The 21,981-nt window shown below is 58.2% G+C and carries 17 protein-coding genes and 1 tRNA gene; 11 read left to right on the top strand and 7 right to left on the bottom strand.

The window, feature by feature from the left end; all coding sequences use genetic code 11:
• Positions 1-16: 16 nt before the first annotated feature.
• Positions 17-1,573: a helix-turn-helix domain-containing protein gene (locus C1719_RS02345; RefSeq protein WP_245874270.1), complete on the bottom strand. Its 1,557-nt coding sequence runs from the start codon at positions 1,571-1,573 to the stop codon at positions 17-19.
• 123 nt (positions 1,574-1,696) lie between these two features.
• Between C1719_RS02345 and C1719_RS02350 the strand changes: the two genes are divergently transcribed.
• The 4 genes from C1719_RS02350 to nrfD all read left to right on the top strand — a co-directional run bounded on the left by C1719_RS02350 (position 1,697) and on the right by nrfD (position 6,038).
• Positions 1,697-2,374, top strand: a complete 678-nt coding sequence (locus C1719_RS02350) for a molecular chaperone TorD family protein (RefSeq protein ID WP_102373617.1) — start codon at positions 1,697-1,699, stop codon at positions 2,372-2,374.
• A 61-nt stretch (positions 2,375-2,435) separates the two neighbouring features.
• The gene (locus tag C1719_RS02355) at positions 2,436-4,628 is read left to right on the top strand and encodes a molybdopterin-containing oxidoreductase family protein (RefSeq protein WP_102373618.1); all 2,193 of its coding nucleotides are present in this window, start codon (positions 2,436-2,438) and stop codon (positions 4,626-4,628) included.
• A gap of 1 nt (position 4,629) precedes the next feature.
• A complete protein-coding gene (locus tag C1719_RS02360) occupies positions 4,630-5,166 on the top strand; it encodes a 4Fe-4S dicluster domain-containing protein (protein WP_102373619.1) in 537 nt (178 codons plus the stop codon).
• A gap of 5 nt (positions 5,167-5,171) precedes the next feature.
• The gene (gene nrfD, locus C1719_RS02365; protein ID WP_102373974.1) at positions 5,172-6,038 is read left to right on the top strand and encodes an NrfD/PsrC family molybdoenzyme membrane anchor subunit; all 867 of its coding nucleotides are present in this window, start codon (positions 5,172-5,174) and stop codon (positions 6,036-6,038) included.
• Between the two features lie 158 nt (positions 6,039-6,196).
• Here nrfD and C1719_RS02370 read toward each other — a convergent pair whose 3' ends face one another.
• From C1719_RS02370 to C1719_RS02380, 3 genes are all read right to left on the bottom strand, one after another.
• On the bottom strand, positions 6,197-6,850 hold the full coding sequence (locus C1719_RS02370) for a YczE/YyaS/YitT family protein (protein ID WP_102373620.1): 654 nt from the start codon (positions 6,848-6,850) through the stop codon (positions 6,197-6,199).
• 146 nt (positions 6,851-6,996) lie between these two features.
• A complete protein-coding gene (locus C1719_RS02375; protein WP_102373621.1) occupies positions 6,997-7,821 on the bottom strand; it encodes a zinc finger domain-containing protein in 825 nt (274 codons plus the stop codon).
• A 101-nt stretch (positions 7,822-7,922) separates the two neighbouring features.
• Positions 7,923-9,545: a helix-turn-helix transcriptional regulator gene (locus C1719_RS02380; protein ID WP_102373622.1), complete on the bottom strand. Its 1,623-nt coding sequence runs from the start codon at positions 9,543-9,545 to the stop codon at positions 7,923-7,925.
• A 294-nt stretch (positions 9,546-9,839) separates the two neighbouring features.
• On the opposite strand from C1719_RS02380, the gene C1719_RS02385 reads away from it, so the two are divergent.
• The 6 genes from C1719_RS02385 (at position 9,840) to C1719_RS02410 (ending at position 16,095) form a co-directional block, all read left to right on the top strand.
• Positions 9,840-12,290: a DMSO/selenate family reductase complex A subunit gene (locus C1719_RS02385; protein WP_102373623.1), complete on the top strand. Its 2,451-nt coding sequence runs from the start codon at positions 9,840-9,842 to the stop codon at positions 12,288-12,290.
• A gap of 29 nt (positions 12,291-12,319) precedes the next feature.
• Positions 12,320-12,934 carry a 4Fe-4S dicluster domain-containing protein gene (locus tag C1719_RS02390; RefSeq protein ID WP_102373624.1) on the top strand — a complete coding sequence of 205 codons (615 nt, stop codon included), beginning with the start codon at positions 12,320-12,322 and terminating at the stop codon, positions 12,932-12,934.
• 160 nt (positions 12,935-13,094) lie between these two features.
• A complete protein-coding gene (locus C1719_RS02395; protein WP_102373625.1) occupies positions 13,095-13,712 on the top strand; it encodes a 4Fe-4S dicluster domain-containing protein in 618 nt (205 codons plus the stop codon).
• A 175-nt stretch (positions 13,713-13,887) separates the two neighbouring features.
• The gene (locus tag C1719_RS02400) at positions 13,888-14,439 is read left to right on the top strand and encodes a CarD family transcriptional regulator (protein ID WP_102373626.1); all 552 of its coding nucleotides are present in this window, start codon (positions 13,888-13,890) and stop codon (positions 14,437-14,439) included.
• A 126-nt stretch (positions 14,440-14,565) separates the two neighbouring features.
• A complete protein-coding gene (dmsD, locus tag C1719_RS02405; RefSeq protein WP_102373627.1) occupies positions 14,566-15,216 on the top strand; it encodes a Tat proofreading chaperone DmsD in 651 nt (216 codons plus the stop codon).
• The gene (locus tag C1719_RS02410; protein ID WP_245874272.1) at positions 15,217-16,095 is read left to right on the top strand and encodes a dimethyl sulfoxide reductase anchor subunit family protein; all 879 of its coding nucleotides are present in this window, start codon (positions 15,217-15,219) and stop codon (positions 16,093-16,095) included.
• On the opposite strand, the gene C1719_RS02415 is transcribed toward C1719_RS02410, so the two are convergent.
• Both C1719_RS02415 and C1719_RS02420 read right to left on the bottom strand, forming a co-directional pair.
• Positions 16,084-19,944, bottom strand: coding sequence for an EAL domain-containing protein (locus C1719_RS02415; protein WP_180963430.1), 3,861 nt, complete (start codon positions 19,942-19,944; stop codon positions 16,084-16,086). The genes C1719_RS02410 and C1719_RS02415 overlap by 12 nt on opposite strands.
• A 173-nt stretch (positions 19,945-20,117) precedes the next feature.
• Complete coding sequence (locus tag C1719_RS02420) at positions 20,118-21,092, bottom strand: DMT family transporter (RefSeq protein WP_102373630.1); 975 nt, start codon at positions 21,090-21,092, stop codon at positions 20,118-20,120.
• Positions 21,093-21,283: 191 nt separating this feature from the next.
• Between C1719_RS02420 and C1719_RS02425 the strand changes: the two genes are divergently transcribed.
• Positions 21,284-21,565, top strand: a complete 282-nt coding sequence (locus tag C1719_RS02425; protein WP_102373631.1) for an Ig-like domain-containing protein — start codon at positions 21,284-21,286, stop codon at positions 21,563-21,565.
• Positions 21,566-21,719: 154 nt separating this feature from the next.
• Here C1719_RS02425 and C1719_RS02430 read toward each other — a convergent pair.
• Positions 21,720-21,794: transfer RNA gene (locus C1719_RS02430), tRNA-Val, on the bottom strand.
• Positions 21,795-21,981 lie beyond the last annotated feature (187 nt).

Consider the following 21,981-nt stretch of genomic DNA (forward strand, 5'->3'; position numbering starts at 1 on the left):
ATTTGCGCCCTGTCGGCTATCCGTAGCGTTCGATGAGGTCGATGAGATCTTGCTTGGAATGCAGCGCGGTCTTCTCGAGGATGCGGCGCGTATGCGTGCGAATCGTGCTTTCGGATACGTAAAGCGCCCCGGCGATGACTTTTGCCGAGCGGCCTTTGGCAAGATAGGGGAGCACTTCGGCCTCGCGTCGGGTCAGCCCGTAATCTTCGGCGATAAGCTCGTAAACCGATTCGGGCGAATTGGTTTCGCTCTCGGTGCTCTCGGTTCCAGGTGCTTGGGCCGATGCGCTTCCCTGCTCGGTTCCGATCGCCCGATCCGAGTATGAACCGGCCTGCTTTTGCATGTGTTCGAAAGCCGTCCCCTCGGCGTCCTTGGCCAGCGTTCTGGTTTGGCGTCTGCGATAGAGGAGGAACAGCATGCCGAGCAGATAGACGGCGCCGAGGCTGATTCCCACGATGACGAGCGGCGGGCGATCGGGAATCATCATGACGATGTAGCCGATGCCGATGCCGAGCAGCCTCGATATGATCGAGAGCGCTCTTACGAGACCCCCGATGATGAAGCCGGAAGCTGAAAAGTCGTAGGCGGTCGCCACGACCATATACCACAGGATAACGTCGAACGCGCCGAAGCAGGCACTGACGACGGCGTTGAGCAGCACCGAGTTGTCCTCCCAGAAAAAAGGCATGACCACGAACGCCGCCACGATGACGGGCACGATGATGCGGTAGGCCATCGAGATATCGATGCGCTTGCGGCCGAGCAGCGCAAGCGCCGTCAGCGTGATGGCAACGATGAAGTTGAGGAAAAGCGGCATTTGATGAGCCGCATTCACCGACCCTACGGAAAACACGGTCATCTCCCACACGAACCCGAACAGGCACGACAGGATCAATCCCGCGAGGATAAGGCTCCAAAGCGAACTCATGGCCGCAAGGTACACGGGCGATTTATCGTGTTTCGGCGCTGCGAGCGTGACTTCCTTTCTGCTGCGGGCAAGGCAGGCAAGCGCGATGAGGGGAAGCGGCACCATAAGGGCGAGGATGGGAATCCCGAGCTGCTCGTCGGCGAAGGAAACAAGAAGGAAGATCGTGGTTGTAAGCAGGAAGACGGCGGGAATGTAGAACGAGGTGCGCGAGGGATGCATCTGGCCGTACACCTGCGCCCAGCTTCCCCAGAAGTACCCGTACCCGACCCCCGTGACCACCGATCCCGCGATCAGCGTCGGCATCGTCAAATGCACATCGAGCCGTCCAGAAACGTTGAGCAGCACAATGCCGACGATGATGAATGCTGCGAATACCCATGCGGGCATCTTCTCGTAGCGTTTGGGATCGCCTTCGATGATCGACGATATGGCGAACAGCGTCGCGGCGTTCGCGGCGAACGAGACGACGATCACGAGCGTTTCGTTTTCGGGCGTTCCCAGGGCATCGCAAAGCAGAAACGTACTGCGAAACGTGAGCATGCTGCATGCCCAGAAGAAGGCGAGGCCGAGGTGCCTCAGGCGAAGGGTCTTCCAAATCATACGCATGCTGCGCTTGTCTTCGGGTGCGGTTGCCGCTGTGGCCATAAACCCGTCATCCCCCTGCCGTTAGCCATTCTATCTGCGCAAACGTAAATCATCAGAAACTGATGACGATGCTTGCTGCCTCCCAGCATACCATGATCGCACCGCAGGGAAAGGGATTTTTCGATGAAACCGATTGCAGCTGAATGTTTGGAAGCGCTGAGCATGTGCGCAGTGCTGTTCTCGCGCGTCGAGCGCTGCGAGTACTTCGAACTGAGCGATGACAGCGTGTGGGAGAGCCTTGCCAAAACGGCTCTCGCTTATTTCGACGACGTCGAGCATAGGGACGAGTGCGCCCGCTTGGCCGTGCCGCCTGCGCTCCCCGTGATCGAAACCACCCAGAACAATCTGCTCGTCTCGGGCATGCCGCTTGCGGCGCTGCCGGTGGAATCGTTGTACAAGCAGTGGTCGGCGCAAAAGGGCGGCGATCTCGCAGCATCGAAGGGCCTTTACCTCGGCGATAGCGCGCAGCATATGGCGGCGCTCTACAAGTTGCTCGAAATCGAGGTTCCCGACGAGTTCGCTGCGATGCCCGATCATCTTTCGCTGTTGCTCGAATTCATGGTGCTGCTTCTCGAGCAGGGCAACGACGAGGCTGCGCGTCAGCTTGCGGCAGACCATTTCGATTGGCTCGACGGCTACTGCGAACTGCTTGCCGAGCGCGCCCGCGATGCGGCGAGCGTAGAGGCGTATGCGGAAGAGAAGCGCCGCGATCTCGAAGAGGGCATTCTGTTCTATCGGGCGCTCGCCCTGTTGGCGGCGATCGTGATCGGGCAACTTCATTGCAGCGATCGGGTTGAGTAACCGATCGCCTGGAATCAAGAGATAAGGGAGAAAGACGAGATGACGAAGAAGGAGGCAATGCATGCTTGAGTCGAAACTATCCAGGAGGACGTTTCTGAAGGGCTCGGCAGCGGCGGCAGCACTGGCGGGAGCCGGGACGGTGTCGTTTGGGGCATGGCGGGCGCAGAAGGCGGGAGCTGCGGAAAACGCAACGATCACCGAAGCGCCGACGTTGTGCAACGGGTGTTCGAGCAAGTGCGGTTTGGTGGCGACCATGCAGGATGGTCGCTTGTGGACGGTTCGAGGCAGCGCCGCCCATCCCTATTCGAAAGGGACCATCTGCGGACGCGGGCACGGCCTTGCCCAGCTGGCGTATTCCGAAGAGCGCATCACCCAGCCCATGCGGCGCACGGAGTCGGGCGATTTCGAACCGATCAGCTGGGACGACGCGTTTTCCGAAATCGGCCAGAAGGTAAAGGACATCATCGCATCCGACGGAGCCGACGCGCTTGCGATCATCCAGGATCCGCGCCCTTCCGGCAAGTACTATTCGAAACGCTTCATGAACGCGCTCGGCTCGCCGAACGTGTACGCGCACTCGTCTTCGTGCAACTTATCGAAGGAAAGCGCCTACCAGCTGACCATCGGAGCTTCGAACTATTCGACCGACTTCGGCAATGCCAAGATGGTCGTCTTCATCGGCCGCAGTTACGGCGACGGCATCCGTCCCTCATCGGTCATGAGCATCGCCTCGGCCGCCGAATCGGCGACGCGCATCGTCTTGGTTGATCCGCGGTTGAACAACACCGCCATCTTCGCAGACGACTGGGTTCCGATCAATCCGGGAACCGATCTGGCGTTTTTGCTGGCAATATGCAACGTGCTCATCGAAGAAGACCTCTACGATCACGATTTCGTCGAGCAGTACACGACGGGCTTCGAAGAATTTGCCGCTCAGGCCAAGGAGTATACGCCCGAGTGGGCCGAAGAGATCACCGACGTTCCGGCTGAGAAGATAGTCGAGCTTGCCGAGGCTCTTGCGAAAGCGGCGCCGGCGGCCTCTATCGAAGCCGGCTGGCGTGCGGTCATCGGCTGCTCCTACTTCAACTCCTTCGACACCGCCCGCGCGGGCACTGCGGTGAACGCGCTGCTCGGCAGCTGGGGACAGAAGGGCGGGGCGCTCTTGACCTCGTCGCCGAAGGCGGGCTCTCTCTCCGATACGCGATTCGCCGATCCCCCGAAGCCCGAATCCAAGGCCATCGGTGCCAAAGAGTACCCGCTTGCCCTCGCAAGCGCCGGTACGAACATCGCTGCCCTCGAAGGCGCTCTCGATGGCAGGATCAAGGGCATGTTTTTCTACAACTCGAATGCCGCCAAAGGCTATGCTCAGCCCAAGACCTGGGCCGAAGGCCTCGAAAAGCTCGATCTTGTGGTCACCGTCGACGTGCAGATGAGCGAAACGGCCCTGCTCTCCGATTACGTGCTGCCCGAATGCACCTACATCGAGCGCCTCGAGCTGCCCGAGTGGATCGGCGGCAAGAAGCACTTCGTCGGCATGCGCACCGCCGTGCTCGATCGCGTGCATCCTGAAACCAAGACGTGCGACGAGATATTCAACGGCTTGGCCGAGGCGTGCGGCGTGGGCGAGTATTTCCAGTTTACGGCTGAGGAGCTTGCCGCAGCGCAGCTCGAAAGCGTCGGCGTTTCCATCGACACCATGAAAAAGGAAGGCGTCGTGGAGCTTGCCGATCCGAAGTTCGAGTACAAGGTTCCCGCATTCAAGACGGCTTCGGGCAAGTTCGAGTTCAAGACCGACGCCGTAGGCGAAGCGGGCCTCAACCCCGTCATCGGTTACGTGCCGCGCAAGGTATTCCCGAAAGAGGGCGAATTTGCGATCATCGGTGGCAAGCAGGGCATCCATTCCCATACGATGACGCAGAACATCCCGGCGCTGAACGCCATATCGCGCCAGTACAACATGGAGCGCCTGTGGATGAACGCGGCGGATGCTGCCGAGCTCGGCATCGAAGACGGCGACATGGTCGAAGTGTCCTCGAGCGAGCACACCGGTCAGGTAGCGGTGCGCGTGACGCAGCGTATGAAGCCGGGGGTTGTGTTCCTTCCCACGCACTACGGCGGAAGCTCTCCGTATCAGACGCGGGCATATCAGTACGGCATAGCCCTGAACGATTTCATCCCGTTCGACGCCGAACCGGGCGTCGGTTCGATGATGAGCCAGGAGGTTGCGGTAACGGTGAGGAAGGTGGAGGCATAACATGGCACGTTACGGAATGCTTATCAATACGAAGAAGTGCGTGGGCTGCTACGCCTGCCGCATCGCCTGCCAGATGAAGAACCATCTCGAGCCGACCGAATCGTTCATCCATTACGAAGAGCGGGAAACGGGGGAGTACCCGAGCGTTTACAACGAGATAATCCCCGTCCAGTGCCAGCACTGCGAGGATGCGCCCTGCCAGGCGGTCTGTCCGACGCACGCGACTTACACCACCGAATCGGGCGTCGTGCTGGTCGAGGAAGAGAAGTGCATCGGCTGCAAGTACTGCATGGCCGCGTGCCCCTACGGCGCCCGCATCCAGATCGAGGCGACCGGCGTTATCGAGAAGTGCCGTTTCTGCTGGGAAGACGGAGAGCCGGGGAACCCCCCGGCGTGCGTGGGAACCTGCATCTCGGGTGCACGCGTGTTCGGCGACCTCGACGATCCCGAGAGCGAGATCTGCAAAGCGATCGCTCGCTACAACGCCCAGCCGATTGCGGGCGATCTGACGAAAACCAAGATATTCTACGTGAGGTGATGATAATGGTTTGGGGTCCTTTGATTGCTTGGTACCTGTTTTTGGCGGGTGCCGGAGCCGGGGCGTATTTGACGGCTGCGTTCGTTGAGGCGAAATATCCGGATAACCACAAGATGCGTTTAGCGGGCAGGATCATCGCGCCGATCTTCCTCGGCATCGGGCTGCTTCTCTTGATGCTCGACGCCGAAGCGGGCCTGCACAATCCGCTGCGGTTTTTCAACCTCATCGCGAACCCGGGTTCGGTTATGACGCTCGGCGTGTATGTAATCTGCGTTTTCATGCCCGTTGCGCTGGCGGTTGCCATCCTTGACCTGCTTAAGAAGCGCGTGCCCCGCTGGCTTCTGTGGATCGGCGTCGCGGCTGCGTTCGGCGTGGCGGCCTACACCGGGTTCTTGCTCGGCGTCATCAAAACGTTCCCTTTGTGGAACAACGCCATCCTTCCGATACTGTTCGTGGTGTCGGCGCTGTCTGCCGGCCTGGCGGCGACGAGCCTTGTCGGCCTGATTGCGGATCGGGAGCAGTTCGAGCACATGTGGCTCATCAAGAAAAGCCATGTGATCCTGTCGGTGATAGAGCTGATTGTGCTCATCACGATGCTCATCATCGTGCATACGGGATCGTCTGCCGGCGCGGCGACCGTCGATTCGCTTGTGAGCGGCCAATACGCGGTGCCGTTCTGGGCCGGACTCGTGCTCTTCGGGCTGGTGATCCCGTTTTGCATCGAAGGTTATCCGGTGTTCGTCACCAAGAAAGTCGAAACGTCGACTACCTCGCTTGTCCTTTCGGTGGTAGGCGAAGCGGGCGTGCTCGTGGGCGGTTTCCTTCTCCGCTTGCTTGTGGTTCTCGCTGCTCTGCCCATCGCGTTCGTGTGACGTATCAAGTACATGCAGCGAAAGGCACCCGCTTTCCTTTGAAGGCGGGTGCCCGCGTTTCGTGCGTCGGGTTCGTTTCCCTTGCGGGCGAAAGCGGGCAAGCGCGATTGGAGGAGGCCCTTTTCCTGCCGATAAGCTCGGGCGTGCGGTGCGCGGGCTTACGAATGCGCGTAGGCGCCCGCGTGCTTGAGCATGGGGATGGTTGCATGGTCGTTCCAGAACGTGATGAGCGGGCCGGTAAAGAACGCCGAAATCACCGTGAACACCCCGATGGGCCCGCCGACGAAAAACGCGATAGCGGCGACGAGAATATCCTGGGCCATGCGCGCAGGCGTGTAGGGGGCGGGGGTTCTATCGGCGATGATAAGCGCAACGGCGTCGTAGGGAGCCACGCCCGTATCGGTGTTCATATAGGTTGATACGCCGAATGTGAACAGCCCGACGCCGATGACAAGGCAGACGCCCGCTTGGAATATGCTGCCGTCGAGGGGCAGCATCGAGGTGAGAAGCCATGTGAAGAAATCGATGAGGAACCCAACGGCGACCATGTTTATGATGGTGCCGATGCCGATCTGCTTGCGGCCGAATATGAACACGAGCACGAGAAGCGCGATGTTGACGGCCAGCTGGTAGATGCCGAGCGACAATCCGAGAAGGCCGCTGATGCCGATGTTCATGGCGGTGAAGGGGTCGACGCCGACGCCGCCGATGCGGCAGATCGTGGTGCCGAGCGAGATGATCACGATTCCGATGGTGGAGAACGCCACGCGTTTCGCAAGCGCTTTGGTTTTTTCAGAATTTCTGGGATCCATGATGCAACCCTTTCCTGCCGAGGGCGGTTCGTTGACTTCCAGTATCAGCGAATCGGCTGGCGACGGCGGGAACCGTTGTGATGCGGATGGGTTGCGGTTGCCCGAGCGTTATGTTGTTGCCGGGTGGTTATCGTCGGCGGGGTTTTCTACAGCGGCTGGCAGGCGGGGCAGAAGTACACGTTGCCGCCGAGATACGCTTTGCGGGTAATGGGTCCGCCGCAGCGCGGGCAGGGGTCATTCTTTGTCTTTGTCGAAAGAACGGTCTTGTAGCCGCCTGGGTTTCCGAAGAGATCCTTGTCGGTGTCGCGCCCGCCGCGTTCGGTCATTTCGGCCAGCGTGTTTTTGATGCTTGCGAACAGGGCATCGAAATCGCTTCGATCCATGTCGCGAAGCTTCCTTTGCGGATGGATTCCCGCATTGAAGAGGATATCCTGCAACACGCCGTTGCCGAGTCCCGGGATACGCTGCTGAGTGGCGAGCAGGGCTTTAGCCGACAGTTTGTCTTCGGTGCTCTCGACGATGCCGTCGAAGTAGCGCCTGTCGAACGCATCGGTTAGAGGCGAGGGCTTTTCGAATACGACGTTGTAGTAGGAATTGTCGGTGATGCCTTGCGGGTACACCATCATGGCTCCGTACATCTGAACCGAGCAGGTGAAGCCGCTTCCGTCGTCGAACATCATACGGAACTGGTACTTCTTCGGCGGTTTCGCATCGGCCTCGAAATGGCGGATGTTCACGCCCTCGCTTAAGGCGAGGTGCATGTCTTCGATGGTTGCATCAACTATGCCGCCCACTCCTACGCAGGCGTCGAGCGTCTTGCCCACGAGGAGACTCGGGTACTCTTCGGCATCATGGCTGTAGAATGCGAATCCGTGGGCGGTGTGCGCCGCCTCGACCAGTGAGACGGTTCGGCCGGCGAACATGTCGGTCATCTGTCGGGCAACGGTTGCGCTCTCGGGCAGTTCCAGCATGGCGGCTCCTCTTCGCGGGATGATTCGTTCATTATACAGAAGAGGATGTCGTGAATAAGGGAATGTCTTGGATTTTCTTGACAGTCGGGGATTTTCGGCATTCAGTCGAGATCGCTCGGTTCGAACGACTCGATAAGGTCGAGCAGCTCCTGTTTCTTGTGGATGGCGAGCTTCGTGTAGATGCGCTTGCTGTGCGTGCGGATGGTATTTTCGGATACCACGAGTTCCTCGGCGATGCGTGCAACGCTGTTGCCTCGGGCGATGAATTCCATGACTTCCGTTTCGCGTGCCGAAAGCCGGTAGTGGCGCTGGAGCGCGGCAGCCTGCTTGGATATACGGTCGCGGTAGGCGGGCTCTTCCTGCTGGGCGCGCCCGCGGACGCTTTTCTTCGAATCTGCAGAAGCGCCGCCGTCCGGCAAAGCTTCCGTGCCTCCGCGTGTCCGCCGATGCGTCTGCGGCCGTTCTTTGCCAGAGGCGGCCTTACCGAGACGGGGCATGAGTGCGACGAGCTCGATGCTTTCGGCGCCACTGCGGTGTGGAGAGAGGATCTGGCGAAAGCCTCCCTGCCCGATGAAGTACATGAGCCCGAGCAGGTACAGCGCCACTACGGCGACGGCCGCGAGCGGCGGGATGTTCATCATGGCGAACTGCTCTGCGAAGGTTCCTGAAACGAATCCGACATCGTGGAGGAGGTAGACGATGCCGCCGAAGAACCCGTAGATGAAAACGGGATTGATGCCGCGATCGCGCGATGCCTGGGCGCATTGGATCATCATGAGCATGATGGCGCAGCTGTACACTGCGTAGAGAGCGCTGGCGAGCGGGCCCGAAAGCCCTTCTCCGAAAACGGGGAGCAGCACAAACGCCGATATGAGAAACGGGAAGAATATGCGGTAGGCGGCCGTTACGTTGAGGCGCACGTTCTTGACTTGCCACACCAACAGCAAGGCGACTGCCGCAACGAGCGAGGAGCCCATGGAAAGGATGTTGACGAGGGGTCCGATCTGGGGATCGCCGATGGCGAGCGACCGCATGATGCCGCAGCAGAAGCCGAGCGCACCGATGGCGAGCGCGCTGCGCCAATAGTCGTGCAGGATTTGGCGGTAGATGCGCGGGTGAGCGCGGGGGATGTCTTCGAACATCGGTTGGTTGGGGTCGATGGTTCGGCTTTTCAAGACAATGCACAGTCCGAAGAGGGGAAGGAAGACGAGCGGGATCAGGTAGACGGTGACTGCGCCGGGAATCAGGTAAAGCGAGAAATAGAACAGCGAAGCGTATGCAGTGCCGAGTATGAGGTCGCGGTTGCCCGTTTCGGCTTCCTGGCTGGCGAACAGCCGCTGCCACAGCATGTAGAATCCGGCAGACCCCAGTCCGAGCAGCGCTCCGCCAATCACGACGAGCGTCAAAGCGATCTCATCGATGTAGATGGCGCCGATGAGGCAGCACCAGCCGAGGAAGTAGGGTACGCTTGCCGCAACCACGAGGAATCGGCGGGTTGGACCGGGGAAGAAGTACACGCCGAGCGCGCTGGCGAAGTAGCTGAGCGAAACGACGAGCGACTGGGCGAGGAAGAAGCCGAACACGATTTCCTGCGTTTGAAATTCCATGGGCAGAAACGGGAACACGCCGCCCCATACCCCCGCTGCGTTGATGGCGAGAAACAGGGCGTAACCCAGCGATGACACGTTGGGTTTGAGAATATGAAGCAGATGTGCGGTTCCCATGCATCTCCCCTTGTTTCCCGTCTCCTTATAGGAAAGTATAGCGATACGTAGTGGTGCGTAGAACGACGATGCGCAAAATGGAAATCATCTGAGTATCGCCTGAACAGGGATTTCTCAAAATTCGCACGTTTTATGTGACAAGGGGAGTTGGCCGCTTTCTAGAATGGCGACATCTTTCGGCAGGAAAACGGACAATGCGGAAACGGCAAAGTCCTTTTTCGGCAGGAAGGTCGATGCTTGCACGGGAGGCAAGCTATGGGGCAAGACGAGGAAGATAGAGGAAAGGGAGAGAACATGCTTGGTTCACAAAACTCCGCGCTGTCACGCCGCACCTTTGTAAAGGGCTCGGCGTTGGCCAGCCTCGGCGCCGCAGCGTTCGGGAGCGGTATGCTGTTCGGGTGCTCGCCTGAAAGCGAGGCTCCGAAAGAAGAGGCTGCAGACGACGTACTCAAGACGGGCGCGACCACGGTTGGCGCCGAGGAAACGATCACCTGGGGCCACTGCGCCATCAACTGCCCAGGGCGTTGCAGTTTGAAGTTTCACGTACAAGACGACGAGGTCGTGTGGGTGGATACCTACACGAGTTCCGATGCTGGTTTCGACGATCCGCAACCGCGTGCATGTTTGCGTGGCCGCAGTTACCGTCGCTGGATGAACAGTCCCGATCGCATCAACTACCCTATGAAGCGTGTCGGCAAACGAGGCGAAGGAAAATACGAGCAGATCAGCTGGGACGAGGCTATCGAGACGGCGACAACCAAGCTGCAGGAAGTCATCGATAAATACGGTAACGAAGCCGTGTATGTGCCTTACGCTACCGGAGTGTCTGCGACGACGTCGCGACCGTTTAACCGCCTGCTGAATCTGATGGGCGGCTACTTGAACTTCTACAACAGCTATTCAACGGCGCAAATCAGCTGCATTACCCCGTACATGTACGGTTCCAAGGGCAATGGTGGAAGCTCGTTTAGCGCTGCCGAGGATGCCAAGCTGGTGCTCATTTTCGGCTCTAGTCCCACCGAGACACGACAGGGCGGTCTGACTACGCATTACGATTGGGTGCATCTGCGCGAGCGTACGGGAGCGAAGATCTACATGATCGACTACCGTATGAACGACTCGGTTATGGGCCATTCCGAACAATGGCTACCCATCAATCCGGGTACCGATGCTGCGCTTGTTGCCGGCATTGCACATGAGCTGATCGCGAACAACCAGGTTGATTTGGACTTTCTGCACACCTATTGCGTAGGCTACGACGAAGAGACCATGCCCGAAGCCTATCAGGGTAAAAACATGTCCTACCGTGCCTACATCATGGGCGAGGGCTACGATATGGTAGAGAAGACGCCCGAGTGGGCTGCTGCCATCACTGGAATCTCGGCGGATCGCATCCGCAGTCTGGCTGAGGAGATCGCCACCACGTCTCCGCTCTACGTGAATCAAGGCTGGGGTCCGCAGCGCCGCAGCAACGGCGAGTGGACCGCCTGGTCTATCATGGCGCTGCCGTGTTTGGTCGGCCAGATTGGTCTGCCCGGAACGAGCAACGGCACACGCGAGGCGCGCAACAGCCCCTCGCTCGCTTCGATGTCCGCAGGCGAGAATCCGATAAAGACGTCGATTCCGTGCTTCCTGTTTACCGATGCCATCGACCACGGCACTGAGATGACGTCGAAAAACGCAGGGGTGAAGGGCGCCGACGCGCTGTCTGTGAACATCAAGTACATGATCAACTACGCTGGCAACTGCCTGACCAATCAGCACTCCGACATTAACAAAGCTCATGAGATTTTGGCCGATGATAGCAAGTGCGAGTTTATCTTGGGAATCGACACGGTCATGTGCGATTCTATGAACTATTCCGACATCGTGCTTCCCGACCTGTTCCGTTTCGAGCAGACTTCGCAGATTGCGACTGGGTCCGATTGGGGCTATGTCATTACGGGTACGGCGTGCACGACGCCGAAATTCGAGCGCAAAACCGCCTACGAAATGGCTTCCCTCATGGCCGAGAAGCTTGGTGTGCAAGATGAATTCACCGAGGGTAAGACAGAGGAAGACCGCATCAAGGAGCAGTACGAGGAATCGCGAGAGAAAGACGACGAGCTTCCCACGTGGGATGAGATGGTCGAGCGGGGCGTTTACACGCGCGCTTACGATCCGGTCGTATCCATGAAGAAGTTCCGCGACGATCCGGCGGGCAATGCGCTCGATACGCCATCCGGCAAGATAGAGATTTTCTCGGAGAAACTGCTGCAGTTTACAGAGGGTTGGGAGCTGGCCGAGGGCGATACGCTTCCCGGCATGGAAACCCTGCCTCCGATCCCGGCCTATATCCCCGAATGGTACGGCGTCGAGACCACTACCGACGAGTTTCCGCTCGTGTTGGCAGGCTTTCATTATCGTGGGCGAATTCACTCCTCATGGGGCTTTCTCCCCGAGCTTAAGGAGGTCAATCCGCAGGAGGCGTGGATTAACCCGGTCGATGCCGAGGGACGCGGTATCAAGCAGGGCGATACGATTCATGTGAAAAACGAGTTCGGCGAGATTGAGCTTTTGGCGAAGGTCACTCCTCGCGTTGTCCCCGGTACGGTGGCGGTTTCGCAGGGTGCATGGTATGACGGCGACGGCCTGGGCAGCGTTGACAAGGGCGGTAGCATCAACACGCTGACCACCCAGCGGCCATCCCCTTTGTCAAAGGGCAACCCGCAGCATACTAACATCTGCGAAGTAACCAAGGCGTAAGCGGCGAGTTTCGGAAAGGATTATCCATTATGTCTCAATATGCATTCTATTTTGACGGCACTCGCTGCACTGGTTGCAAAACCTGCGAGATGTCGTGCAAGGATTTCAACGATTTGAGTACAGGCATTACATTTCGCAAGGTGCTCGAGGCAACCTTGGGAGAAACGGTGCGCGACGAGAGCGGTGTTATTACGACAACGTGCATAAGCTATCCTGTGTCGCTTTCATGCAATCATTGCGATAGCCCGATCTGCATGGCGAAATGCCCGCAGGGTGCGATTTCGAAAGATCCTGATACGGGCTTTGTGTCCAACGACCTCGAGAAGTGCATCGGGTGCGGAACCTGTGCTCTCGTGTGTCCCTATGGTGCTCCGAAAATCGACGAGGAAGCAAAGAAGGCGGTTAGGTGCCACGGTTGCGCCGATCGCGTCGCCGAAGGGACGAAGCCGGTGTGCGTGGAGGCCTGCCCTGCCCGTGCACTTGATTTCGGCGTGGTCGAGGAGATGGAGAAACTCGGCGAGCGCGCAAACATCGCACCCCTTCCCGATGTGTCGGAAACCACGCCGAATCTCTTCATCAAAGGATCTGCCGACGCACAACCCGTAGGAAGCGCCGAGGTGGCGAATCCGCTTGAGGTTGCGTAAGCGAAAATGCTGAAACGAGACGCGTGGCAGGGACATGCTTTGCCGAAGGTTTGCGTAATCTGCCGTGCGTTTCTCGGTATGGATGCGGGGTGCGCTAGAATAAGCGCGCCCCGTTTTTTACCAACGGGCGCTTTCGGCAATGGCGAGAGGAGGATTGCCCATGTCACAGCAGGCGTTCTTCTTTGATGCAACGCGTTGCACCGGGTGCAAGACATGCGGGTTCGCCTGCAAAGATGCGTACGACCTCGATGCGAAAACGGCGTATCGCAGGGTGTACGAGTATGCGGGCGGCGAGACGACCCTTGCTGGCGATGGGTTTTTCACAACGTGCTTCGGCTATTTCGTATCTGTCTCCTGTTGTCATTGCGGAGATCCCGCATGCGTGCAGGTATGTCCGACCGAAGCCATGCACAAAGAGGCTGACTCGGGTTTGGTGCTCGTCGACGCTCGAAGATGCATCGGTTGCGGATATTGCCATCTGTCCTGTCCGTACAATGCGCCGAAGGTCGATCGCGCAAAAGGCCATTCCGTTAAATGTCATGGGTGCTTCGATCGCGTTATCGAAGGTAAAAAACCAGTGTGCGTGGAATCGTGCCCCGCCCGCGCGCTCGATTTCGGCCCAGTTGAGGAGATGCTGGCGATGGGTGAGCGTGCCGATTTGGCGCCCTTGCCCGATCCGTCGGAAACGATCCCGTTTTTCTATGTGAAGCCCTGCGTCGATGCGCGGCCGTCAGGGTCGAAGGAAGGGCGTATCGCCAATCCGTTGGAAGTGCGATAGCTTGTTACCTGTTTCTGAGATTTGAAGAGTATCCGAGAGGGCGTTTGACATTCATGCGAGAGCCCAAGGTGAGCTCTTTTGAAGATTTTGTTACATTGGCATGTTAAACAGAGTAGAATCATAAGTGATCTATGCGTACGAAACGGGACGAGAGCACAGAAGCGGAGTGAGGCACATGTTTGAGGTTGGAAGCACGATTCTTTACGGTAGCGACGGCGTTTGTACGATTCAGGATATCACCCACAAAGAAGTCGGCGGCATTTCGGGGGAGTACTACGTGCTCGAACCGGTATATCAGAAGAAGTCGACCGTGTTCGTTCCTCTTGACAATGCGCGGCTGATCGGCAGGATGCGATGCATCCTTTCGGCCGAGGAGCTGCTCGATCTCATCAGCGCGGCTCCGGAAGAACCCCTCATGTGGATCGATGACGAATCGGAGCGCAAGCTAACGTACAAGGAGATCATCTCGCGCGGAGATTGCACGGAGCTTATGAGGCTCGTAAGGACCTTGTACCTTCACAAGGAAAAGCAGCTCGAGCGGGGGAAGAAGCTCCATGCGAGCGACGATCGGTTTTTGAAGACGGCCGAGAAGATGATCAACGATGAATTCGCCATGGTGCTTCATATCGAGCCCGATCAGGTTCCCGCCTACATCTCCAAGCGCGCCAAATCGGCCGAGTCGGCACGTCCGTCGCGTTCCGCCCGCAGGGGATTTCTCAACAGGTAAAACGAAAAATCGCATGAATTATGTGATAGCGTCTCGGCCCGGTTCGCTATGCTTTGAGCCGTGGTGGAGCACGGTACGCGTGCGCTACAATGGATGCACGCGCGAGCGTGTTCGAGGAGGAGACCGATGCACGAGAAACTCAAGCAAGACGATTTCCGCGGCCGGGTCGCTTTCGTGGGCGAAACCCTGGGACCGCTTTTTCTGCAGGATCCGGTCAAAGGCGATGCCCAAACGGTATTTGCGGCGATAGCCGATCTCGATCCGCTTCAGGCGGGTTGCGAGTGGCCGTTCGTCGACGATGCCTCTGCGCAGCGCCTTCTTGGCCTCATGGTCGAAGGGCTCGGCAAGGGGATCGACGACGATGCTCTGGTGTGGGAATACCGTCGCCTGTTCGTAGGTCCGGCAAAAAAGCCCGCACCGCCTTGGGGATCTGTCTACACCGATCGCGAATGCGTGGTGTTCGGGGAAAGCACGCTGGCGCTTCGCCGATGGATGCGCGAAAACGGAATCGAGCGCACAACCGATGAAAAGACCCCCGAAGATCATATCGGCCTCATGCTCGTACTGTTGGCCTGGCTTGCTGCAAACAAGTCGGAGCTGATCGAGCCGTACTTGCAGGATCACGTGCTTACCTGGTCATCGCACTTTCTCGATCAGCTGGCAGAAGCAGCCGAGCATCCGTTTTACGAGGGCTTGGCCCTTTTAGCGAAGGAGAGCCTCGAGGGTTTGCAGCGCGAACTCGATCTCGAGGTCGCGTATCCGAGGTACTACCGCTAGATGATGTCTTCCGGTTTTGAAACGGCTCTGGGGGAGATCACGCTCGTTTTGTTCACGACGCTCGCGCCCTCGGGGGCGTTTGCGTTCATGATCATGGCGGGCGTTCTGGCGTGCGGAAAACTCGATGGCGCCCTTCGCCGCCGCATCGATAAGTTCCTCTGCATCCCGCTTTCGGTTTCGATGGTGGGCCTCATCGCTTCGGCGACCCACCTGGGCAATCCGGCCAACGCGCTCTACGTGTTCATGGGCGTCGGTCGCTCCCCGCTCTCGACGGAAGTGTTCTGTGCGGTCATATTCTTGTTTTTGACGGGAGTGTATTGGCTGTATTCCTTTGCCCGCAAGCCGAAGGTTGCTTTGCAGCGCGTATGGGCTGTCGGCATCGTGATTGCTGCTGCGGCGTTCATCACGGCGGTGGCGTTTGCCTACGATGCGGAGACCATCGTATCGTGGAGCACCCCGTTCGTCCCGATCGGCGTGTGGCTCAATGCGATCGTGGGAGGCCCTTTGGTCGCGCTGCTGGCTTTTCGTGCGGCTCGGGCCGAAGACATCGTAGGGCATTGCGGTTCGATGCTGTGCGGATTGTCGTTTGCGGCGGTTACCGCAAATACCGTTGTCTATGCGCTGCAGGGGTTCGGACTGCCCGGCATCGAGAATTCGTTTGGGTCCGCTGCGGAACTCGTGCCTGCGTTCGGGTTCGTTGTGGCGGCTTTTTTCGCTTGCTGTGCGGCCGCGACGGCGCTGATGCATTCGAGCGTGCGTGCTGGTAAAGATTCGGGCAGCGGCCGCTCGCTCGCTTCGTGCGCGCTCGCCTTTGCCGGCATATTCCTTATGCGATTCGTCTTCTACATGATGCATATGACGGTCGGCCTAGGCGTCTGACCGACCGTCGCGATGGATCGCGAAACGGGCTTTCCCGCGGGCCTTGGCCTCGTAAAGGGCGCTGTCGGCGCGACGATACAGCTCGGTCATCTCGGTGCCGTCTGCGGGAACCGCGGCGATTCCCGCGGTTGCGCTCAGTTCGAGCATGTCCCCATCGGGAAGTTCGATAGGCCAGCGCTCTGCGCATATCTTCTCCACCTTGCGCTGGACCGCTTCCTTTTCGACTCCCGAACAGTACACGACGAACTCGTCTCCGCCCCAGCGGCAAACGATATCGCTTGCCCTGAAGGGACGGCTGAGATGCCGGGCGCTTTCGGAAAGAGCCTTATCGCCAGCGAGGTGCCCGTAACGGTCGTTTACCTGTTTGAAATCATCGAGGTCGAAGATGATGAACGCGCCCGAAACGCCCTGATCCTTCGCCTGGGCAAGCGCTTTGCGAATGCTCCGCGTGCCAGCCGAACGGTTGCAGAGTCCCGTTAGAGCATCGCGATCCGCCTTCCTTTTGAGGTCGATCTCGCGGCGCTTCGCATCGTCGATGTCCTCGAGGTAGCCGATGGCGTGGACGGGTCGGCCGTCGCCGTCGAACAGGATTTCGCTTGAAATCTTCACCCAATGCAGCGAATCGCTTCCGAAGTTCGCGACGATTTCGCATTCCGAATTGGTGCCGCCGTCAATGTGCGCGAACATCTGGGCAACCTTTTTCCTGCTCTCTTCGGGAAGCACGTCGAGTGCAAGGATTTCATCAAGCTGGGCTTCCGCCGATCCGCTGCTGGAAATCGGTATGCCGGGGGGCAGCAGGCGTATCGCAAGGCTTTCCTCGGAAAGGTTTTTGAACGAGATCGAGTGCGTTTCGACATCGTAGAGCCAAACGTTGAGATCGGCTTGTTCGATAACGCTTTTCAGCAGCCGGTCTTCGAGTTCGAGTTCCGACTGCATGCGCACAGTTTCCGATATGTCGACGCAGACGCTGGTTATTGCGAGTCTGCCGCTTTTCGTTTTGACTACGCGACCGCGCGCCGCCACCCAGATGACGCCATCGTCTTTGCGGATCATGCGGAACTGCGTGCTGTATTCCATGCCCTCGTAGAAGAAAGCATCGATATTCGATCCGAATCGCCGGTAATCGTCGGGGTGGATCAAGTTTGCCGCGTTGCCCCCGGTTGCCTGTACAAGTTCGGCGTACGAATCGCACCCGAGCATACGGGCCATCTCGCTGTTGGCGAAAAAGAGCGGAAAGCCCTCTTCGCAGTAGCCTCCGACGAGGCCGCTGGGCGTGCTCTGGGCGAAAACCTGGGCGGCGATCCGTTGGTTTTCGTCCGTGATGTCCCCGATCCCCTGGTCTGAGGAGTGCATCCCGATGACCTCGCTCAGCATTTCTTGCGACATGCGCAGCGCATCCTCTTGCTTTTTGTCGTGGGTGATATCGAGCAGGGTCGCATAGAACAGCTTTCTGTTCTCCTCGTTTCGAAGATGGAACGCCTTGAGGCGAATCCAGACGATCTCGCCCGATTCAGAGTAGCGGCGAAACGTGCCGAGAGATCCTGATACGGTGTGTTTTTCCGCGCGTTCGAACAGGTCGAGTACGTGCGCTCTGTCGTCGGGGTGCACGTACTCGAGAACCGCCTTGCGCCGGGCTGCCATTTCGCTTGGATCGCTTTGGGTGGTACGGTAGTACTGCTTGTTGACTTGCAGCAGTTCGAACCGATCGTCCGAAAGGGCGTACACCGCCATGGCGCCGACGATGTTGTCGATGATCGTTCGGCTGGCGAGATCGTTTTTGAAAATGTCGTGGATCTCGATGATTTCGACCGGTTCGTAGTTGATGCCCCGGTAATCGACCATGCCTTCCTGCTCGATGAGCTGTTCGAGCTCGTCGGCAGGCATTGGCTTGTGGAAGAAGTATCCCTGCGCGTAGGCGCAGCCGATGTCTCTGAGGAATTCGACTTGCTCCTTCGTTTCGGCTCCCTCGGCGACAACCGACAGCTCCATGAGGTGGGTCATGCTCACGATCGATTCGAGGATGCTTTCGCTGCGGTTGAGGCTGTCGCCGATCGCATCGAGGAACTTCATGTCGATTTTCACCACGTCGGCTCTGATTTCCCGCAATATGTTGAGGGAGGAGTATCCGCTGCCGAAATCGTCGATGAACACCGAGAATCCGAGTTCTTTGAACCGGCTTACGGCCTCGATCATCTTCTCGTCTTCCGCGTATGCGCTTTCGGTTATTTCAAGATGGAGAATCGATCGGTCGAGACCGTACCTATCGACGAGGTCGGTGATCTCCCGGACGATATCGATGGAGTACAGATCGCCCCGTGAAATGTTGACGCAGGCGGGGATAGGGGTTTTTCCACGATCGATCCAGTTTTTGATCAGCCGGCAGGCTTCCTCCCATACGTAAAGATCGAGGCTTGCGATAAATCCGTTTCTTTCGAGAATGGGGATGAAATCGGCTGGATGCACGAGGCCGCGTTGGGGATGGTTCCATCGGACGAGCGCTTCGACCCCGACGATCTTTCCCGTTCGCGTGTTGCATTGCGGCTGCCAGTGCAGGATGAACTCGTGGTTTTCGAGCGCCCGCTGAACTTCGATGAGGGTCTTGGGGTCTTCTTCGAGGCGATGGGTCATACCCTCGTCGTACCATGCCGTTCGTTTCGCGTAATTGCCCTTGATCGCCAAGGCAGCGGTCATGGCGTGGTCGCAGACGGTGCGAACGGGGATCTCGCTTCCCTGCATGAGACAGGCTCCGATCGCCGGCTGGAATCCTATGCCACGGTCTGCTAACGAGGTGAGTGCCTTAAGCTCGCTTTCCAGGCTTTCGATCTCAACGGTTTCGGACGGAAGCAATGCCACGAAATCATCGCCCCCAAGATACCCCGCAAGCCCCTTATGGGCCACGGCGAGGGTTCTGAGGCAGGTTCCGATCGCCTCGAGCAGCCGATCTCCCGTCGATCGACCGAACCATTCGTTGAAAACCTTGAAGTTTTCGATATCGACATAGAAGAACGCATACGAGCACTGGGGATTTGCCGCTACGAGTTCAGTGGCTTTTCTCATGAACACGCCCGAATTGTACAGACCTGTGACGGCGTCGATTCCTTCGATGTGCTGTCGAAGGGCATCGCTTTCCATCGTGAGGCTTTCGTCCCAATCGTTCGGCGCTTCGGCGATGAAGCACATGAGCACCGGCTCGTTGCCGGCGCCGCGCTTGACCGAGACAATCGTCTGCGCCGCCCACTGCCATCCGCCTCCCACAAGCTTTTTGCGGAACCGTTCCTGCAGCGTTCCGCCCGCTCGGGAAACCCGATCGACCACTGTATCGAATTCCCAGAACTCGATGAATCGATTGCGGTCGTCGGGATGGATCATGTTCTCGACGACGTCCTCGAACATCGCATCGAGCGCGCCTGCGGGAGGAGGCATGACGAACTTTCCCTCTTCGCTGTAGAGAACCTGGTAGCTGTTCTTTTCGATGTTGATTTCGAACAGTTCATCGTAGGTGGCCTCTTGGGAAAGGGCGAAAAACAGGCTCTTGCTGGTTTCATCGATCTCTTGCGAGGAGAACAGAACGCAGGGGCCATGGCCGGGCCATTCTGTTTCCAAGCTGAGAATGTCGAACCATCGTTCGAGCCGCTGGCTGTATATGACTTCCTGATTGAGGGGTTCGTCTGATTCGGGGTGCCAGGGGCAATCGGGGCAGGGAGAATCCCTGTTGCGGAAAGCTTCGTAGCAGATATCTCCAACGTGCCCGCGAGGGAAGAGCTTCTGAGCCGCGTCGTTCATGAAAACGACGCGGTACGAATGGTCGATGACGTACGAATGCCGGTCAGTATGTTTCGATGCAGTCACAGTCAGATCGTTTCGCTCCCTGGGCAGAGGTCCCCTGTATGCGTTCGCTGGCCTTGCTGAAAAGCATACCATGACTTATACGATAATAGTTGAAAACCGGGTTGGTTGGACTGCAGATTGATTGAGAATACCCAGTTGAACGGCATTGGATGGCCGTTTTGCAGCGCTTCTCGTCAATCGTCTTTGCGAAGCGCCGCCTCTATCTTGTCTTCGACGGCATCGATCTCGGCTACGAGAGCGTTTCTTTCCGCGCGCAGCGGCAGATACTCGCTGACGATGATGCCGGCGAAGATGAGTCCGAACCCGATGAAGAGCGGACCAGTGAGCATTTCGCCGAGAAAGAGGACGGAGAACACGACTCCGAACACCGATTCGGTGGCGAGGAAAAGCGAAGCGGGGGCGGGGTCCACATGGGCGACTGCGATGTTTTGCAGCAAGAGCGCGATGCATGAAGCGAAGACGATCAGGTATCCGAGGCTTACGTATGTTTCAAGTCCGAGCTCGGCGAATGCGGGCATCGGCTCGAAGACGAGGGCGGCTGCGAAGCCGAGCAACCCTGCAACGATGAATTGGATTATCGTGAGAACCATCATGTCGCGTCCGCCTGCGTACTTCGATGTGCAAACCACGTGGAAGCTCAAGAACACGGCCGATAGAAGGGTTATTGCATCGCCGAAGCGCAGCGAGAAGTCGGTTGATCCTGCAAATGAAACGCATCCCACGCCAGCCACGCAGACCAGTGCAGCGGCGATGTTGAACTTCGTCGGGCGCGGACCTGAGAGAGCCCACATGAGAAACGGTATGATCACGCAGTACAGCGAAGTGAGAAACGCGCTGTTCGAAGCGGTTGTATCGGTGAGTCCCGTCGAGTTGCTCCAGTAGGAAAGGAAGATGAACACGCCGAGCACGGCGCCCTTTTTCAGATGGTCGAGGTCGAGCGCCTTCTTGAGTCGGGGAAAGAGCACGATGGCGAGGATCAAGCCTGCAAAGGTGAACCGGACGCCGACAAGCCATGCAGGCGGAAAGGAATCGACCGTTGCCTTGATGACGACGGTTCCCATGCCCCAGATGGCAGCGGCGATGAGAAGATAACCCTTGTAGAGCCAGAGGGGCTTTGCGCTGCGCTGATCTGTTGCTGATTCCGACATAGCTCAGCATCATAGCACGGAGCAAGCGCGTTTGCGGCCATGCTCTCGAAAGCCGGGCATTGGCATGGCGGTCTGCTGGTGGGAGGCGGCGCGTTTCGAGGCGAGCGAGCCTTCGGGAAGCCGTCTCGATCATCTTGCCTTGCGATTATCGGTGTGCGAGAATACGACTTGTTTTGAGAATCGGGGGAGATATGATAGCACCAGTCCAGGGAAGTGTCGGCCAGACCATTACGCTCGAAGGATATGCTGATGATTTCGGCAGCCACATCGTCGCAATCGAGTTTTCGCTCGATGGGGGCGCGTCGTGGGCGAGCCATTCCACCGAGGAAAGCAATCCTGATCTCATGGTGCATTGGACTTTCTCCTGGAAGCCCGAAGAGCCGGGAGTCTACCAGCTTAAAGTGCGCTCCGTTACGGAAGACGGTCGCAAAAGCCCCGAGGCGGCGGTTACCGAACTCCATATATCAGAATGAGGGATGGCTCAAAAGCGTCCTCGCACGGAATCGGCCGACCTGTTTGTTGTCCTCGGGTTACAGGCGTAATTGCTCCCGCATTGCGACAGCTGTCTAGCGGGCGTTTGAACCAATGAAAAAGCCAGAAGCATGCAGCTTCTGGCTTGCAATTCCATGGTGGGCGATGAGGGATTTGAACCCCCGGCCTTGAGTGTGTAAAACTCCTGCGCTCCCGCTGCGCCAATCGCCCCTGTTACGTGCGAATAGCCATTCTCGCACAACAATCGATTTTCCGCAAACGCAACTTTGCCGACACCCAAAGCGGTCGGGACATCGACCTCCTTATTCGCCGAGGGGATTTCGAAATTCAAAAAGCATTCTTCGTGCGCGGCCTTGTTCCTCTTGGCCGTTTTTCGTTTTCCGCTGCGCGACAGGGA

This window comes from Raoultibacter massiliensis (genome assembly GCF_900199545.1).
Taxonomy (GTDB): Bacteria; Actinomycetota; Coriobacteriia; order Coriobacteriales; family Eggerthellaceae; genus Raoultibacter; species Raoultibacter massiliensis.

What these genes read in the sequence shown, in the direction of transcription:
- C1719_RS02345 (WP_245874270.1), bottom strand. Translation starts at nt 1,573, where the DNA reads ATGGCCACAGCGGCAACCGCACCCGAAGACAAGCGCAGCATGCGTATG.
- C1719_RS02350 (WP_102373617.1), top strand. Translation starts at nt 1,697, where the DNA reads ATGAAACCGATTGCAGCTGAATGTTTGGAAGCGCTGAGCATGTGCGCA.
- C1719_RS02355 (WP_102373618.1), top strand. Translation starts at nt 2,436, where the DNA reads ATGCTTGAGTCGAAACTATCCAGGAGGACGTTTCTGAAGGGCTCGGCA.
- C1719_RS02360 (WP_102373619.1), top strand. Translation starts at nt 4,630, where the DNA reads ATGGCACGTTACGGAATGCTTATCAATACGAAGAAGTGCGTGGGCTGC.
- nrfD (WP_102373974.1), top strand. Translation starts at nt 5,172, where the DNA reads ATGGTTTGGGGTCCTTTGATTGCTTGGTACCTGTTTTTGGCGGGTGCC.
- C1719_RS02370 (WP_102373620.1), bottom strand. Translation starts at nt 6,850, where the DNA reads ATGGATCCCAGAAATTCTGAAAAAACCAAAGCGCTTGCGAAACGCGTG.
- C1719_RS02375 (WP_102373621.1), bottom strand. Translation starts at nt 7,821, where the DNA reads ATGCTGGAACTGCCCGAGAGCGCAACCGTTGCCCGACAGATGACCGAC.
- C1719_RS02380 (WP_102373622.1), bottom strand. Translation starts at nt 9,545, where the DNA reads ATGGGAACCGCACATCTGCTTCATATTCTCAAACCCAACGTGTCATCG.
- C1719_RS02385 (WP_102373623.1), top strand. Translation starts at nt 9,840, where the DNA reads ATGCTTGGTTCACAAAACTCCGCGCTGTCACGCCGCACCTTTGTAAAG.
- C1719_RS02390 (WP_102373624.1), top strand. Translation starts at nt 12,320, where the DNA reads ATGTCTCAATATGCATTCTATTTTGACGGCACTCGCTGCACTGGTTGC.
- C1719_RS02395 (WP_102373625.1), top strand. Translation starts at nt 13,095, where the DNA reads ATGTCACAGCAGGCGTTCTTCTTTGATGCAACGCGTTGCACCGGGTGC.
- C1719_RS02400 (WP_102373626.1), top strand. Translation starts at nt 13,888, where the DNA reads ATGTTTGAGGTTGGAAGCACGATTCTTTACGGTAGCGACGGCGTTTGT.
- dmsD (WP_102373627.1), top strand. Translation starts at nt 14,566, where the DNA reads ATGCACGAGAAACTCAAGCAAGACGATTTCCGCGGCCGGGTCGCTTTC.
- C1719_RS02410 (WP_245874272.1), top strand. Translation starts at nt 15,217, where the DNA reads ATGATGTCTTCCGGTTTTGAAACGGCTCTGGGGGAGATCACGCTCGTT.
- C1719_RS02420 (WP_102373630.1), bottom strand. Translation starts at nt 21,092, where the DNA reads ATGTCGGAATCAGCAACAGATCAGCGCAGCGCAAAGCCCCTCTGGCTC.
- C1719_RS02425 (WP_102373631.1), top strand. Translation starts at nt 21,284, where the DNA reads ATGATAGCACCAGTCCAGGGAAGTGTCGGCCAGACCATTACGCTCGAA.